This is a genomic window from Cyclobacterium sp. 1_MG-2023 (assembly GCF_030546805.1).
Classification (GTDB): Bacteria; Bacteroidota; Bacteroidia; order Cytophagales; family Cyclobacteriaceae; genus Cyclobacterium.
The window spans coordinates 26373-43268 of the sequence record NZ_JAUOPC010000019.1; the positions used below are offsets into that span (position 1 = coordinate 26373).

17 protein-coding genes are annotated in these 16896 nt (G+C 38.8%); 6 read left to right on the forward strand and 11 right to left on the reverse strand.

Translation table 11 applies throughout. From position 1 onward, the window contains the following. The first annotated feature begins 122 nt into the window (after positions 1 to 122). The gene (locus Q4534_RS22165) at positions 123 to 704 is read left to right on the forward strand and encodes a DUF1572 family protein (protein ID WP_303615346.1); all 582 of its coding nucleotides are present in this window, start codon (positions 123 to 125) and stop codon (positions 702 to 704) included. Between the two features lie 2 nt (positions 705 to 706). Next, a complete protein-coding gene (locus Q4534_RS22170) occupies positions 707 to 1483 on the forward strand; it encodes an EcsC family protein (RefSeq protein ID WP_303615347.1) in 777 nt (258 codons plus the stop codon). 20 nt (positions 1484 to 1503) lie between these two features. Here the strand turns inward: Q4534_RS22170 and Q4534_RS22175 are convergent, their stop codons facing one another. Further along, positions 1504 to 2598: a Gfo/Idh/MocA family protein gene (locus Q4534_RS22175; RefSeq protein ID WP_303615348.1), complete on the reverse strand. Its 1095-nt coding sequence runs from the start codon at positions 2596 to 2598 to the stop codon at positions 1504 to 1506. A 2-nt stretch (positions 2599 to 2600) separates the two neighbouring features. Next, a complete protein-coding gene (locus tag Q4534_RS22180; protein ID WP_303615349.1) occupies positions 2601 to 3212 on the reverse strand; it encodes a hypothetical protein in 612 nt (203 codons plus the stop codon). Between the two features lie 304 nt (positions 3213 to 3516). Between Q4534_RS22180 and Q4534_RS22185 the strand changes: the two genes are divergently transcribed. Then, on the forward strand, positions 3517 to 4263 hold the full coding sequence (locus tag Q4534_RS22185) for a hypothetical protein (RefSeq protein WP_303615350.1): 747 nt from the start codon (positions 3517 to 3519) through the stop codon (positions 4261 to 4263). Between the two features lie 95 nt (positions 4264 to 4358). Here the strand turns inward: Q4534_RS22185 and Q4534_RS22190 are convergent, their stop codons facing one another. Both Q4534_RS22190 and Q4534_RS22195 read right to left on the reverse strand, forming a co-directional pair. Then, positions 4359 to 5939, reverse strand: coding sequence for a VCBS repeat-containing protein (locus Q4534_RS22190; RefSeq protein WP_303615351.1), 1581 nt, complete (start codon positions 5937 to 5939; stop codon positions 4359 to 4361). 127 nt (positions 5940 to 6066) lie between these two features. After that, entirely contained in the window at positions 6067 to 6507 is a 441-nt protein-coding gene (locus Q4534_RS22195) for a response regulator (protein WP_303615352.1), read from the reverse strand. Between the two features lie 372 nt (positions 6508 to 6879). Here Q4534_RS22195 and Q4534_RS22200 point away from each other — a divergent pair, with 372 nt between their 5' ends. Both Q4534_RS22200 and Q4534_RS22205 read left to right on the forward strand, forming a co-directional pair. Further along, entirely contained in the window at positions 6880 to 7251 is a 372-nt protein-coding gene (locus Q4534_RS22200; protein WP_303615353.1) for a BlaI/MecI/CopY family transcriptional regulator, read from the forward strand. Further along, positions 7248 to 8492, forward strand: coding sequence for a M56 family metallopeptidase (locus tag Q4534_RS22205; RefSeq protein ID WP_303615354.1), 1245 nt, complete (start codon positions 7248 to 7250; stop codon positions 8490 to 8492). Before Q4534_RS22200 ends, Q4534_RS22205 begins: the two co-directional genes overlap by 4 nt. Positions 8493 to 8579: 87 nt before the next feature. On the opposite strand, the gene Q4534_RS22210 is transcribed toward Q4534_RS22205, so the two are convergent. After that, positions 8580 to 9416, reverse strand: a complete 837-nt coding sequence (locus Q4534_RS22210; protein ID WP_303615355.1) for an alpha/beta fold hydrolase — start codon at positions 9414 to 9416, stop codon at positions 8580 to 8582. Positions 9417 to 9574: 158 nt separating this feature from the next. Then, positions 9575 to 10777 (reverse strand): MFS transporter, encoded by a 1203-nt coding sequence (locus tag Q4534_RS22215; protein WP_303615356.1) that lies wholly within the window; start codon positions 10775 to 10777, stop codon positions 9575 to 9577. A 624-nt stretch (positions 10778 to 11401) separates the two neighbouring features. Between Q4534_RS22215 and Q4534_RS22220 the strand changes: the two genes are divergently transcribed. Continuing rightward, on the forward strand, positions 11402 to 12634 hold the full coding sequence (locus Q4534_RS22220) for a DEAD/DEAH box helicase (protein WP_303615357.1): 1233 nt from the start codon (positions 11402 to 11404) through the stop codon (positions 12632 to 12634). Positions 12635 to 12910: 276 nt separating this feature from the next. On the opposite strand, the gene Q4534_RS22225 is transcribed toward Q4534_RS22220, so the two are convergent. From Q4534_RS22225 to Q4534_RS22245, 5 genes are all read right to left on the reverse strand, one after another. Further along, a complete protein-coding gene (locus Q4534_RS22225; protein ID WP_303615358.1) occupies positions 12911 to 13585 on the reverse strand; it encodes an ABC transporter ATP-binding protein in 675 nt (224 codons plus the stop codon). Beyond that, complete coding sequence (modB, locus tag Q4534_RS22230; RefSeq protein WP_303615359.1) at positions 13578 to 14252, reverse strand: molybdate ABC transporter permease subunit; 675 nt, start codon at positions 14250 to 14252, stop codon at positions 13578 to 13580. Before modB ends, Q4534_RS22225 begins: the two co-directional genes overlap by 8 nt. After that, positions 14252 to 15022 carry a molybdate ABC transporter substrate-binding protein gene (gene modA / locus Q4534_RS22235; RefSeq protein ID WP_303615360.1) on the reverse strand — a complete coding sequence of 257 codons (771 nt, stop codon included), beginning with the start codon at positions 15020 to 15022 and terminating at the stop codon, positions 14252 to 14254. Before modA ends, modB begins: the two co-directional genes overlap by 1 nt. Before the next feature lie 187 nt (positions 15023 to 15209). Then, entirely contained in the window at positions 15210 to 16313 is a 1104-nt protein-coding gene (locus Q4534_RS22240; RefSeq protein ID WP_303615361.1) for a serine hydrolase, read from the reverse strand. 31 nt (positions 16314 to 16344) lie between these two features. Further along, positions 16345 to 16845 carry a MepB family protein gene (locus Q4534_RS22245; RefSeq protein ID WP_303615362.1) on the reverse strand — a complete coding sequence of 167 codons (501 nt, stop codon included), beginning with the start codon at positions 16843 to 16845 and terminating at the stop codon, positions 16345 to 16347. Positions 16846 to 16896 lie beyond the last annotated feature (51 nt).

A 16896-nucleotide genomic window follows, 5' to 3' on the forward strand; every position in this document is an offset into this window, starting at 1 on the left:
ACGCTTGGCAGTGTTCAGAAGAAAGGTAAGTCCTCAGCTCAATGCCTCCGGCCATACTATAAAAGCATAAAATATTTCATTGCAACCGGAGGTTTTTGTTTTATTGATTTATATTCAATGCTATGAAAAATAATGCGCAAGTATTTCTAGAAAGTAGTCTCCACCTTTTTACCTTTTACAAAAACTTAGGGGAGAAGGCGCTTCAACAAATCCCTGATGAAAAGCTCTTTTGGCAATTCAATGAGGACAGCAATAGTGCTGCCACCATTGTAAAACATTTGTCAGGAAATATGTTATCCAGATGGTCTGATTTTATGAACTCGGATGGTGAGAAACCATGGCGAAACCGAGATGCGGAATTTGAAAATGACCTGCATTCTCGAGAGGAGATAATGGAAGCTTGGAAAGTTGGCTGGGACAGCCTTTTCCAAGCCTTGGAAAAATGTGGTGAAAATGATTTTAACAAGGAAGTATATATCAGAAATCAATCCCATCATTTGATAGAAGCCATCAGTAGACAACTTACGCATTATGCCACGCATATCGGGCAATTGATCTACCTTGCCAAGATGCTTCATCAGGGCAGCTGGAAAAGCCTCAGCATTCCAAAGGGAGCCTCACAATCATTCAATAAGGAGAAGTTTGATCAACCCAAAAAAGATGAGAAGTTTACAAATGATTATCTTAAAGAAACAAAGAAGTAAACATGTCAATCAATAAAGAGTACATAGACCAGCAATATGAAGCCATTGCCAAAAAAGAGCTTAAAGCCTGGTTGGAAAAGCAGCATCAAAGTCCTTCTATCCTCAACCGGATGACAAGTGGCACCCAAAGGTCTATTAATAAAATTATACCGGATAAAATTCATCAAGCCATTACTTACGCCATTGAAAAAATGGTAAAAGGAGTGCTTGTTGGCAACCAATTTATTGCCCCGAAACCCATAAATCACGGTCTGCTTCGGCTTAAGGAATTTAAGGCCAGAAAAAGCATTAAAACCTATACCAGAACTGCCTCCGTGGAGGGAGCAATTACAGGAGCCGGAGGTATATTGATGGGTTTTGCCGATCTTCCTGCATTCTTGGCCATTAAGATGAAAATGCTATTCAATATAGCGGCAGCTTTTGGTCACGACACCAAAGACCTGAGGGAGAGATTGTTTGTACTTTATATTTTTAAGCTTAGCTTTTCTACTCAGAAAACACGAAATGAAACCATAGGTATCCTTGAAAATTGGAACAGCTTCTCTCAAACTTTACCTACCAATTTGGATGACTTTGATTGGAGGCAATTTCAGTTGGAGTATAGGGACTTTATGGATCTTGCCAAACTGGCTCAAATGATACCGGTAATTGGTGCTGGGATAGGAGCAATTGCCAATTATAAATTGAGTCAAATGCTCGGGAAAAATGCCATCCTTGCTTACCGGCTTAGGCACCTTCAAGAGTTAAAAACAATCTCCGGAAATAACCCTGTTACCTAAAACAGCTTTGGGCTTACTTTTTATTTAAGGTATATTCGCTTTCCTTTTTTAGCACTTTCCTTGGCTGCATCTAAAATTTCCACCACCACCAAATTATTTTCTAAAGAGGATAGATCTTTAGCTGTTACTTGAATTTCCCCTTTCACCACAGCTGCTAAATAAGCAAAAGGGTCATTGTATGGATTTGTTCTTTTGCTTAGGGTCTCTGCCTTTTCTTGCTTTTGTCCTTCAGTTCTACTCAACAGACTTGTGCTGTTTTTAGCCACCATATATCCCGTCTTTCCATATACTTCCATGTCCTTTCTGCTAAAAGGCCAGTTCCAAGAAGCCTGAATTACCCCTTGGGCTTTGGGATATTCTAAGAGAATGGTTGCTTCATCATCCACCTTGGGATAGATATCAGGCTTGATCTGTTTTAACTCAGCGGTAACCGATATGGGTTTCACACCATCCATTAACCAAGTCATCAAATTGGCGCCATAGCAACCAAAATCTATGACTGCTCCCCCTCCATTCAAAACCGGATCCGTGAGCCAATCCAAAAATTCCTGATTGACGCCGATCTCCATGGGACCTTCATGCCCATCATTGACAATCACCCTCCTGACCGGACCTATCTCCTCTGCTTTCAGTCGCTTTTTCAGTTCATGGTTACTTGCATACCAGGTTGTTTCGTAGTTGGTCAATAAATGAATCTGATGCTTTTTGGCCAAATCTGCCATCTCTTTAGCGTGATCCATACTTACCGCCAATGGCTTCTCAACCATGACATGAATTCCTCGGGGAGCACATGCCTGTACTACCTCCAAATGCTCATAAATGGAACCAAATGCAGTAACAGCTTCAGGTTTAACAACTGCAAAAAGTGACTCCATATCCGGGTAATGCAATTGCTTGTCTAATCCATATTGAGACATCAAGCGATTGGCCAAATCTTCATTTGGCTCCACTATACCTACAATCTCAACATCTCCAACATCTTCCCTCCCAAGTATCCAGTGTACATGGGAATGAGTAAGACCTACCACTGCTATTTTCACTGCTGATTGCGCAAATAGACACTGAAAAGGTAGCAATATAAAAGCCGCAAAAAATGATAGTATTGATTTTTTCATGGTTAATTGTTTTTAATAGAGTCCATCAAATTATGGAAAAAACCATCTGAATTACTTTTCCTTTTTCTTCTGGCCTTCTGTCGTTTTTTCTTATTTTGCTTTTTCCCCTTTACTAGAACTGATCTCACTGAGATCCCCACTTGCCCACTGTACCAGGGTTGTCTACCAACAATATTGATATTGGGTTTATAATCTACAGAGAAATTTATCCCTAACAAAGTGAGCTCTACACCACCAATAAAATCAACCCCTAAGGTTTTGTTTCCGTAGGTTCGGATTATTTGCATGTTCTCGCTTACTTTCTGCCGGCTCTCTTCTATTCCTAGGGAGGCACCCGCCCCGTAATAATAGTTAAGCCGCTTGGAAAGCAGTGGTCGGTGCCTTTGCAGTATGGCATGAAGGGTGGTATTGTAACTGAAATCTGATTGGACAATTCCCTCTAAGGTTAGTCCCTTTATGAGCCGCTGCTGGACGGTAAAACCCAACATGCGTCCTTGATCATTATTTCCCAATCTCAATCCTGCACTTGTACCATAACTCTGTCCATAAGACCAAGAGTAGCTTCCAATCAGCATTAAACCGGTGAGTACAATTGTTAAAGTGTATTTCAGCATCACTATAAATTAAATATCAGGAACATCTACCAAAAAACCAGCCAGAATAAGAAAATTAATCAGGAATTTTCTCGCCCTTAGCCATTTACGGATAAATAATTATCCAGTGACAAAGCATGTAATTGGACTAATTTCCTTTCCTTTTATTCCTTTCCGGTTAAATAAAGAGACTTTCAAACAATAAAACATTAAATCTCCTAAATTATTAATCAAAAAGCGCTTGAATGAGAAGGATTTTCAGCCTTGCCTTGTGATAATGTATCAATAAATAATTAAATTTAAGTTTAACAATGGAGCCTGAGTTATGAAATCAATTCTTATAATTATTTGTTTTGCCATTTGTACCACGGTTTTTTCACAGGAGCTGGAGGGTTCCTGGATTTTGACCCATCAAAATGGTGTTGCCATTACCGACCAAGAGTTTATTAAAATATATCAGGATGGTTATTTTGCCTTTGGGGCAAAAGAAATAAAAGGAGACAAGTTTCTCTATGCCGGAGGAGGAGAATACAATTTAAATGGAAATGTCTACGAGGAGCACCTGGACTTTCTAACCCTTGACCCTGATCAAATAGGAACTACCAATAAATACACATTGGACTTTGCCAATGATCGACTAGTCATTTCCACCAAGATAAAAGGGGAAGACCTGATCGAAATCTGGGAGAGGGTATCTCAGGAAGAAGACGATCTGACAAGAAATTGGGTAATTACCGGAAGGAAACGTGGAGATAAGATATCTGAAATGACTCCGGGAGCTAGAAGAACCGTTAAGATTTTAAGTGGAGGGCGATTTCAGTGGATTGCCTTTAATTCTGAAACAAAAGCATTTAGTGGCACCGGTGGAGGTGAATATGAAGCCAAAGATGGGAAATACATTGAAAAGATCACATTCTTTTCCAAAGATGACAGTCGTGTAGGAGCTCAGTTGGAGTTTGATTACAAAGTAATTGACGGAAAATGGCACCACAGTGGCTTGAGTTCAAAGGGAGATCCCATATATGAAATTTGGTCACCTTATGAAGAGGCCTATAAAAAGGAAGACAAATAATATTGAAAAGTAAGTGGAGCATTTATAGGTATACAGTTTTCAAGAAGCTCTAATTTCTCAGGAAACTTAAACTGTTAAGCTGACTCCTTTTGGTCTCAATTGGAACTTGTATTTTCAAGCCAAGCAAAAGGCAGGGTGCCATCCGACCATTTTTCAAAAAACCTGCTAAAATCCGTACCAAATATCATTGAGCCAAGGAGAATATCCAGGTCTCCATCACCATCCATATCTCCTGCATCCATTGCCATCCAACGCCCATCTGCACTACCGGAAAAGGTAAAAGCATCAAAATTCATGTCTCCTTTGTTCTCAAGGTAAACAAAACTCTCCTCCGGGCTACTTTCATAATCCGGAAAAAAACTAATCGCCGCAATATCAATGTCTCCATCCTTGTCAAAGTCTGCAGGAATGGCTTTGTAGGCCCCGTTAAGGGGATAGAAAAAAGATTCTTTATAATGGTTTGTGCCGTCATTGATATAAACCCTGATCCCATGATAGGGCTTGGGTATGGGATCATAATCTGCGTTATCGCCGGCGGTATAGATAATATCCTCTATCCCATCTCCATTAAAATCATATAAATCAAAATAACTGGATCCGTATGTAGGAGGAAACCTTAAAACCGGTTCTTCGGCAAATTTACCGTTTCCTTGATTATGGTATATAAAAATCCCCTCATCTCCCTGGCCAAAAAGGGCTATGATATCTTTTAAGCCATTGTTATTCAAGTCACGAATATATGCTTTGGTAGCTCCCGGCTTATTCCTCAAAATATTTTTTTTAAAGTTTCCTGAAGGATCTTGCTTCCACCAGCCAAGGCTACCGGTGTTTTTCCCGTATTCAGCAATGACCATATCATCCAATCCATCCCCATCAAGATCTCCCATATCCATATGGACGGGTCTTTGTAAATCTTTGGCAACAATTTTTGTTACTTCGCCGGCGGTATTAGGCAAGCGCATTACAAAACCCAGGTCCATGTCTGTAGGGTTAAAGGTACCGATTACCAAAGCATAGGAATACTGCTGACCTTCATGCACCCACACTGTCCCTTCCGGACTAGAAGCTGTTTTCTGCACCTTAAATTGATTGTTCATGATAGAAAAGGAAGACCTACCTGCATCACTGATGTACCAGCGATCAGGGCCTATGATTTTCACCATTAAATGCATTGGGTTCTTAGTCTTATTGGCCGGACGATGGAGTTTGAAGTTATTCAAGCCGGTCTTAATTTTTATGACTTCCGCTTTCGGTAATTTATCAGGAGCTGTATCAATATAATAAGTTTTGATTTTGTCAAAGATCAAAGTGTCTATTGTGGGAGACTTTGGGAAAACATTATTTCTTTCTACAATTGCACCGGCTCGTCCTCCCTCCAAAAGATTTTCCCTGCTGCTGTCTGATTCATAGATACCAAAAAAATGACCCATTCTAGGGAGAATTGTTTTCCAAGTAGCTTTATCCAATTGATTGGGATCAGGGTACAAATGACATCCGGTACAATATGTTTTGGCAAGCATTTCTGCAGGCTTTTCCAACGGGTCTTGTAAAGCTTCCTTTTTCACTTCAACCTTTGGGTTGGCACGCTCTTCCTTTTGACTATTCTTGTCATTAGGTTTACACGCTTGTCCCAAAATTATTAAACCAAGGGCAAGAAAAAACAGGGCTATCCTCATGAATGCAAAGGTTTGGATCTGATAGACAATGAATCGTCAAAGATAACCAAGGACTGTTAAAATCAAGGCATTAAATTTAATATTAAATGCATCGACAAACACTACCCAAGTTCACAAATGATACGAACTAATTTGCGCGCTTATTTAACTGCTCACCTGGCATCAAACAATGAAGAATGGCCGTCTCAAGTTTTTCAAGATCAAAAGGCTTGATCAACACATAGTCCATTTGAGAAGATTTCGTCATGGCCCTGTCTGAGAGATCTGCGGTTACAGCCAATATGGGGATATTTTTACGTAATTCTCCACATTCTCCACTCCTTATAGCTTTGGCCGTTTGATAACCATTTAACACAGGCATTTGAAGATCCATGATAATTAAATCAAAAAATGAATGCTTTAATTTTTCTAAGGCCTGCTCACCATCCATAACTATTTCTATTGTGATGTGATCCCAGTTTTTAAACATTGACTTCATCACCATTCTCATTATAGGGTCATCATCAACTATTAAAAATCGTTTGTCTTCAGGCTTGAAACTAGAGTTGTTGGTATTGCTGTTATTCATTGTTAAAAAGTAGGCCTCTTGCTTATTAAAGGCATAATAGTAGAAAAATATTATTTATTTGCCAAATATTTATTTTAAACAGCATATTAATAGAATTAAAATTCATTTTTCTGTTAAAAATATATTTAATTTTACAAGCATTTTATTAAAATTAGATAAAAATACTCCCCACAATAGACCTGCAAAACAAACGCATTGGTCTTACTTTTTCAGTGTTGATAATTGATATTTACACTAAGTATTTATGCAAATAATACAATTTTCACCTCCTTTATAACAATACTTTACTAACTCATTAAAGAAATTACGCTCTTTTCGTAGGTATACGTAATTTTCGTAGGAAAACTAATTTTAATTTATTAGGTTTGGATTATGGAAGCATTAACAAGCAATGAGGAGCAGGTGATGCGGATCATCTGGAAGCTGGAAAAAGCATTGGTAAGGAGTGTATTGAATGAATTTCCTGAGCCCAAGCCTCCTTACACCACATTGGCATCAATCATCAAGCAATTGGAAAACAAAGGCTACTTGGACCACAAAACCTATGGCAATACGCATGAATATTTTCCTTTAATAAGCAAAAAAGCTTACCAACACAGTAGTTTCAATCAGATGGTGAAAAACTATTTCGATGGTTCTGCGAAAAATGTATTGTCTTTTATGGTGAAAGAAGAGAAACTGTCCGAAAATGATATCCAAGATTTAGAAAAAATTGTTGAGAATTTTAAAAAGAAATCATCATGATGGCCCTTATCAATTACTTATGGGAAGGAGCTGTCTGTTTGACAATACCTTGGTTGTTTTATAAGGTATTCCTTGAAAGAACCACTTTTTTTGCTTGGAACAGGACCTTTTTGCTCTGTGCATTAATCATGGCTTTGGTTTTCCCAGCTTTAGGCTTTGAAGGTATAAACAGCTTCAATTTAGCCAATGAAACCTACCTGTTTCAATTGCCAACATTTGAATTTGATGGTTCAAATCAGCAAACAAACTCATTGAAGTCACTTTCCCTAAGCAGCATTTTGGTAGGCCTCTACTTATTGGGAATCCTTTTTCCGCTCACCAAATTTCTTATAGGAATGCTCTCCTTAATAAGCTCGGTCAAAAAAGCACATACCTCCTATAAAGGTAAATACACCTTATTGGAACATGCCTCTTTTGAGCCAGCTTCCTTTTTTCACTTGATCTTTCTGCCTGAAGGTTCACTTCAGTTAAGAAACAAAGTGGATTGGATAATAGATCATGAAGCAGCTCACGCTGATTTCAGACACAGCATAGATAAGTTACTGCTGCAATTGGTGAAAATTATCTTTTGGTTTTACCCGATTTATCGTTTGTATGAAACGGATTTAGAAGTGATCCATGAGTATCAAGTAGATAATAAAATGACCGAGAACTACCCGGTCGAAGAATACGCCTTGCTGCTAATTCATTTAGGAAGACCAAAAAGTGTAAATCAGCTGGCACATAATTTTAATAAATTTCAAATTAAAAAAAGATTAACCATGATGACACAACCCAAATCAAAAAAAATAGCCAAAGGGCTTTATGCTCTAGCCTTACCCGTATTTATTGGTCTGTTTGCTCTGGTTTCATGCGAGCAAAAGGATGAAATCGTGGAAGTAGAAATCCCAAAAGCTGAATCAATAACTGAACAAGCAGACCTAAATGAGATTTTCGATATTGCTGAAGACATGCCTGTCCCTGCAGAAGGCGTGCAAGGTTGGAACAAGTACTTAAGTCAAAACCTTAAATATCCTCAATCTGCCAGAGATCAAAAAAAAGAAGGAACAGTTTACGTACAATTCATCATCAATAAAGAAGGGAGATTAGTCAATCCCTCTGTTATTAGAAGTGTAGATCCGGATCTAGATGCCGAAGCACTTAGGGTAATAAAGAATTCACCAGATTGGACCCCGGGTAAACAAAAAGGAAAAGAAGTAAATGTCAAAATTCAACTGCCAATTCGGTTCAAGCTGAATTAATAATTATTGGATTATTTGTTGTTGATTTTCCCGGTCACGAGTAAGCATTACCCGCGGCCGGGATTTTGGGTTTAAATGCAAACAATATTATTCTTTGATAAAAGCTACTACTGCATTAATCACTTCAGGGGAACGTAACCGATGTCCCAGACCGGTTGTCGTCATTAACTCCGATTGTGGCCAATGCTGATGAAGCAGCCGAGCGTTACTAAAATCAGTCAGTCCATCTTTTTGGTCATGAATAATAAGCCCGGGAATGGTCAAGTCTTTAACCAAGTTAGGCAAATTAACACTGTTTAAATCTTCTTGAATAAAAGCTTCAAATTCAGCGGTAATATTTTTAACTGTATAGGGTTTAAGTTTCAAAACTTGCCTATAATAACCAATAAACTCTATGGCACTTCCGGGAGTTGACAAAGCGACCAGTTTATTTACAGGTGGCAGCTTATGCTTGGCAAAAGCATAAAAAAAAGAAAAGCTTCCAATGGAATGAGTCACCACCGCATCTACCTCGCCAACATTATTTAATACTTGTTCTATCAAAGCAGCATTTTCAGGTACCGTAAAGCGTTTACCTTGGCTCTGACCATGTGCGGGTGCATCATAGGCCATTATCGTATATTCATCAGTTGATAAAAGCAAATCAATGTATTCCTTCCATCTAAAGGAAAAGCTCTGCCAGCCATGTATGAACAAAATTTTCTTTGGACCATTTCCCCATTTGTATTGACGGATCTTATTCCCTTTAAAAAGAATATCTGACTCCACCGCCGTCCGAAGAAAGTCAAATTGCTTCTTGCTTATTTGGGGGCGAGCAGGAGAGCAAAAATATTTGAATCCCAACTTTCCTCCCTGCACAGGTGTAATACTATTCAGGGCATTAAGGAAGAGCCCTAACAACCTGTAGAAAAATCCACTTTTCATTTTAAAACTTAGAATTATAGGTGATCTGTTATTCGGGTTGTATAAAAAGAATTGCTGCTACCCTTCAAACAAAAGTAGAATATAATTTTTAAATTTTTAACAAAACGAAAAATTAATTAGGAATTTTATATTAAACCAAACTATTAACTAACATTTTTTTAATTAATAGGTAATACATCTACAACTTTTATCCTTCTAATAAGTGGAATACATAATAGGCTAATTACTATGGCGATATATCCTATGTACTCAAAGTTTAGTAGTTTTCCCTCTGTACCTTCCACCAAAATAAGTCCTCCTAAAAAAGAAGCTAAGCCGGAACTTAATTGTTGGACAGCAGAATTGAAACTCAGAAAGCTTCCTCGGTTTTCAGCCTTGGCTGTACCGGTGATAAGCGCTGCCGCAGGTACCATACGGCCATTAGAGGTGACAAAAAACAAAGTCGAAACCAGCAAAGCAAGCAAAATGGGTGTGGCTCCTAAATGGGTGATTATAGCAATTGGAATAACATTTAAACTCATGAAAATGGTGAAAATGGGCACTTTCCCATATTTGTCAGTTAGCCTCCCTACCCATGGGGATGTAAAAACGGTAAAAAAACCTCCGGCCATGTAAATATAAGTCAATTGGATTTCTGAAAAACCAACATTGGCTACCATAAAAGGGCTCAAAAATGGGATCACCATAAACTGCCCTAACATCATCATTACCGTTAAGGAAATAGCACGCATTTGATTCCCATTGTTGGTGACTCTCCGGATCACCTGTACCGGACTTGGCTTAACATTTCCTTCGCTTTTAGGGACAGAAATGGAAGGAACAAACTTATAAATAAGCAAAAGTATTATCATGGCAAGTAAAGCCAAAAAGAAAAATGGCGCATGCCAATTGGATAAGCTGGCAATAAAAAGGCCAAATGGAACCCCTACTACTGAAGCTACGGAAAAAGCGGCCATTACCAAACCCATGGCCCTACCTCTTCGTTGATCAGGTATAGCATCTCCAATAATCGCAAAAATCAATGCTGAAGTTAAACCTCCAAATAGTCCGGAAAGAATTCTTGAAAACAATAAAAATGGATAATTAGGGGATAAAGCGCAAGCCAAAGTACCCACCAAAAACCCTAAAAACACCCACATCAATATACTTCTCCGGTCATATTTGTCTAGTATAAAAGCACCAAAAAAACTACTTACCCCGGCGCTTAAAGTGTATGACGAAACCAATAAGCCAAATTCTTGTGGAGATATATGAAAAATTCGCATCAACTGTGGCCCCAATGGCATTAAGATCATAAAATCCACTATATGGGTAAAATTGATGGCCGCCAAAGTCCAAAGTAAAAGTCTCTCCTTTTGCATTTTGTAGAAATTTATTCCCTTAAAACCTTTCTCCTTTACTTAAAGTTCTTAGAACTTCAGATATAAAAGAAAAGTGAGGGTAGACTTAAATTCGAGGTTTCAATTGCAGGAAGCTAATAAAACCGTATCATTATAACAAAGTCACTTAGGGCAGACCAAGCCCTATAATAAAATTATTAGCCATATATTTTTACCTTCAAAATTTGCGATTGATTAAAAATTGGTGTAAGGTGCTTCCAATCCAATAAATCTGCCTACCTTTACAGACTTTATCAACTCCTATATACAATTGCGTTTAAACCTGTTGTTTTTGAATTCAAGTAATTCAGGTGAATTGATAGCCTGATTATCTTGGTTTTTAGATTATCTTTTGAACATACATGATGAATCGCTGTGGTGAAACTCTATCAGGGTAACCTTAGCTGAATTCATAGCGAATTAGACAATTAAACAAGCTATTTCGGGTTATAACTCCCTCAATTTTAATTCTAGCAATTTGAAACCCAATATTATTTATATAGGTTGATATCGGCCGAATAGGCAAAAAATTAATTTGCACTCAAACACATTAATAAGCGTGGTGCAAAGCACAGGCATACAATGCCGCATAAATGAAAAAAAAGCATGACATTCGAACAATTAGATCTTATAACTCCAATCCTGAAAGCACTTCAGGAAAAAAATTACAAAGAACCAACGGCCATTCAAGAACAAGCCATTCCTAAAATATTGGCAAAAAGGGACATTCTAGGAAGTGCACAGACAGGTACCGGAAAGACAGCAGCATTCTCCCTTCCTATCATCCAATTGCTTCACACTGAGAAGAACAATAACAAGGGTAAATTGGCCATCAAATCCTTAATAGTAACCCCTACTCGAGAGTTGGCCATTCAAATAGATGAAAATCTAGCCTATTATGGGAAATACACCAAGCTAAGACATGCTGTAATTTTTGGCGGGGTCAAACAAGGGGCACAAGTAAACGAACTTAGACGAGGAGTGGATATCTTGGTAGCAACTCCAGGCAGGTTGTTAGACCTCATAAATCAAGGCTTTATAAAATTGGACCAAATCAAAATTTTTGTGCTTGATGAGGCGGATCGCATGCTGGACATGGGATTCATAAATGACATCAAAAAGCTATTGAAACTATTGCCAAGAAAACGCCAATCCCTGTTTTTCTCAGCAACCATGCCGGACAATATTGTTTCTTTGGCAGGAAAAATCCTTACTGACCCGGTTAAAATCGAAGTAAACCCGGTTTCTTCTGCTGCAGAAACAGTCAAACAAAAGGTTTACTATACCAATAAAGGCACAAAAAAGGACTTACTTTTCCATATTTTGGAAAACAAGGAGATCGATCAAGTTTTACTTTTCTCTAGAACCAAGCATGGGGCCGACAAGATTACCCGAAACCTGAAAAGCAAAAACATTCAAGCCGCAGCCATTCATGGCAATAAGGCGCAAAATCACCGTCAAAAAGTATTGACCCAGTTTAAAGAAGGCGCTATTCGTGTTTTGGTGGCCACAGACATAGCCGCTCGAGGGATAGACATCGACAAATTGCAATATGTAATCAACTATGATGTCCCTGAGGATCCGGAAACATATGTGCACAGGATAGGTAGGTCAGGGAGAGCAGGGGAGTCAGGAACAGCAATTTCTCTATGTGAACCGGAAGAAAATGCCTATGTTAAATTAATAGAGAAATTGATCAGTCAGAAAATCTCTACGGTGGACAATAACCCATTCCCGCAGACAGATAAACCAATGACAGCTTCAGAAAAGAAAGAATTTAACAAGGAAAAACAACGTAAAAAACAAGCTTTCTTCGCCAACAGAAAAAGGTCAAGATAAAAGCTAATGTCAAATAAAATTAATTCCACTGCCCTTTATCAGCAGTGGATTTTTTTTTAGCCCTTTAATCCCGGATTGTGTAATAGGTCTCACAAATTTGGCTGACTGCAAGAAAATTGTAATTTGAAACATCACATAACTATGGTGAAGCCTACAATAGGCAGGAAGACAGGTCCAAAACAGTACAAAAAGCGGCTTATTTTGAAGGGGCATGACCATGCATTAGAAGTCTTAGCCTCCTTTCTTTATAGGAGACTACTTTCACAAAACATGAGGCTATTCCTTAAAAAAGTCTTCAGGCCGACCATCAAAACTGAAACCACCATTTTCTAATACCAACACCCTTTGGGCCATCCTCGAAATCTCGGAAGCATCATGACTTACCAAAAGGGTGGTCAAACCATATTCTTGGTGAAATTTAACGATATATTCCTGCAGGTTTTTCCGCATCTTCATATCTAGTGCAGACAATGGCTCATCCAATAGTAAAATCTTAGGCTTCCTCACCATGGCCCTTGCTAATGCAATTCTCTGCTTCTGTCCTCCGGACAACTTCACGGTACTGTGATCAGCAAGCTGCTCCATTCCTATGCTTTGTAATAAGTCCATAACAAAACTTTTGTCTTGCCCTTTTCCCAATGCAAAAACAAGGTTCTCAAATACTGTCATATTGGGAAATATGGAATATTCCTGAAAAATCATCCCAATATTCCGCTTTTCGGCTTTTAAAAACACCTTTTCTGTGGTGTTTACCCAAGCTTCCTGATCTACGGTTAACACGCCTTCATCAGGTCGCATCAAGCCTGCAATCATGCGCAAGACACTGGATTTACCCACTCCTGAAGGCCCATATAGCCCTACTAGCTCGCCTTTTTTAATACGGCAAGAAAGATCCAAGGCTATTTTACCTTCTGCTCCCGACAGCGTTTTTTTTAGGGATAGTTCAATCATAGGAGAGCATTCGGTTTTTCCGATGATTGATTAGGTAAGTCATCAGAAGCACTGAAAATGAAAAAGCAATTAATAGTAGACTGTATTGGTTGGCCATCTCATAGTTCATCCCCTCCACTTCATTATAAATGGCAACAGAAATCACCCTGGTTTCTTCGGGAATATTTCCACCAACCATCAATACCACGCCAAACTCTCCAATAGTATGTGCAAATGTGAGAACCCCTGCTGTGATTAAGGCATTCTTCATATTGGGTAAAAGTATATGAAAAAGGGTCTGCCAAGAACTTTTTCCCATCGTTTTGGCTGCATCAAGCCAAGCGTTGGGAATACCGGAAAACCCGGATCGCAGCGGCTGTACCATAAAAGGAAGACTGTAAATAACCGAAGCCAAAACCAAGCCGTGAAAGGTAAACACCAAACGTAAATCAAAATAATTTTCCAAGAATTGTCCCAACTTATTCTCGGGACTAAAAGCCAATAGAAGGTAAAAGCCTAAGACCGTGGGTGGCAAAACCAGAGGCATGCTGACCAAAGCCTCTACCACATATTTAACCTTGTATTTACTATATGCCAACCAATAAGCCAAAGGAACCCCTAGCAGAAACAACAGGCCGGTAGTCAAAGTGGCCAACTTTAAGGTCAATATAAAAGGTTCAAAATTCATTATTCTACTTCTTGAACAAAGCCATACGTTTTGAAAATTTCTCCTGCAGTCGGAGATTTTAGAAAATCGAAAAACAAAGCCGCATTAGGATTGCCTTTGCCAAAATCCGTAATGATGGCTCCTTGGAGTAAAGGATTGTGGCTTTTTGCTGGCAATAGATAATAGCCCTTACCATATTTTTTCATGGTAGGAGCAAGGGCGAGCGAAAGGGCTATTATGCCAACATCTGCAGCACCTGTAGACAAAAACTGGGCAGTTTGAGAGATATTTTCACCCAACACTATCTTAGAACGAATGGCATCATATAACTGATAAAATTCTAAACTTTCCTTAGCCCGCTTACCATAAGGAGCATGGTTGGGATTGGCAATCGCTATCTTTTTTAAGTTCAAACGACTCAGCCCTTCCAAAGTGGATGCATCACAATCAAACTTTCTACTCCAAAGCACCAATCTTCCTTCACCATAAATATAAAGCTCAGATCCCGTCAGTCCCTTTTCGATCAACAATTTGGGATATTCCACATCGGCAGACATGTACAAATGGAAAGGTGCCTTGTTGGAAAGCTGCTCGTATAGTTTACCGGAAGAGCCATAAATCGGCACCACCTCTTTCCCCGTGTCTTTAGTATAGACTTCAATGATATCGTCTAAAGCAAATTTTAAGTCTGAAGCAGCAGCCACTCGAATGGGTTGCTGTGCACTTAAAGAATGAATTCCTATAAAAAAAAGCAGGGTAAATATTAGAAGGTAAGGGTAGACACTTTTCATTGTACTGATTTAGCAAAAGCTTAGGTTTGGGTCTGGTTTGGCTTAGTTTTTAATTCATTTAAAGATAGACCGAATGCCCTTCTTTTCCAATCTAAGCCTATTTTCCTTTTAATTCCACATATCCTGTAAGGGGATTAACAAAGGTAAGAATTAAAACCCAAAGCCAACCTACCTGGAGATTTCATGGTCAGTTTCCTATCACGAGATTAAGCTTTTCCCACATCTCATCATGAAAGGTTATGGGCACCAAGGCATCATTAGGGGCTTCTCCCATCCTTACCACAACAAGGTTTTGCTCAGGCACTACCTCTACAAACTGACCATTTTTACCCATTCCTGCAAACAGATCATCCGGAGCATGATCTGACAAACTCCTATTAAAAGAGCTTGCAAGGGCCGGGAAAATGATCTTACTTTTGCCATTTAGCCACCATAAATAGCCATAAGAAGGATTGAGTTCCTGAGAACTATTGACCATTTGCTGGTAATACTCATCCAAATAAACTGCTTGATTATCCTCCCAAATGCCTTTGTTTAAGGTAAGCAAGCCAAATCTGGCCATGTCCCTAGCAGTACTCCAATACACATTGTTATATCCCAAAGGTATCCACCTTCCATCCATTCCGGTGATTGATTCTATTTTCTGATCAGTAAAACTATTGTAGTCCATACCTGAAGCATTGCTGACCACGCTTTCCAATAAAGTATAAGCAGCATTGTGATAGTACCATTGTGTTCCGGCATCTGCTCCGTATTCCAAGCAAGAAGGCTCCGTACAATCCAAATCCGAGACCTGATAATCTAAACCTGCACTCATGGTCAGCTGATGCTTTATCGTGATTAAATCTTCCTTTTCTTGATTCAAAGAAGTCCAGCCCTTACCCAAATAATCAGAGGTTTTATCATTTATTGACAGAAGCCCTTCTTTTTCTGCAGTGCCAACAAGTGTCGCTGTCAATGCCTTTCCCGCAGATGCCCAATACCACACACTACTTGCCTCAAATTCTCCCGTATTTAAAATATTGTTGCCCCAGTATTTTTCAACGACGATTTTACCATCCTTAAGGACAATAAATGCCCTGGTTTTATTGTCTTCCAAATAGGTGTACAGGTTTTCTAATGCCAAATCATCCCAGCCCAAGGTATTAATTGGAGTTGATTCCCAGTTATCTGATTGGCCGGGCGGAAAATACAATTCATTTTCTTGTTCCTCCGGAAGGACATCCTTTTCATTACAGGATAAAAATAAACCCATCACTAAACCTACCATTAAAATATATTTCTTATTCATCTGTATCACAATTTCTGTTAGAGAAAAATGTTTAAAAGCCTACCAATTCATACTTCTTTTTAATCTTTTCGAGGTCCATTTCAGCACTTATTTCAAAAAAATAATTCAATTGCCATTTTTGACTTTTCCTTGCCTGTGCATTCAAAGCTATTTCCCACTCAGGATAAACTCTGAAAGCCCTTTTCCCTTCCTTATCAGGTGTACTTAGCAGGCCAAAATTAGCCATTGCTGCTTTGGGAAAAACAAATTGACCCAATCGATCGGATGAGCAAATATTAACAATTAAGAATTCAAATGAGTCTGTTACTGAAAATGGCGCTATTGGCCCAGCACCTTCTCTCTTCCAAATGGTAACAAATTGCCCGGATTTCTTTGGCGTAATCTTGGCTTGCCGGCATATCACAGCTTTTCCATTCAACTTAAATTGACAAGCATGATAGGCTTTGGACTCGCGTTCCCACGCAAAGTCACTAATATCAAGCCCACATTGATCATATACATCTTGTTTTATCAGCCTTAGGGTTTTATTCATTCACCTTACTTTACGAAATATACAATGGACTATCTATTACCTGCTGAAATC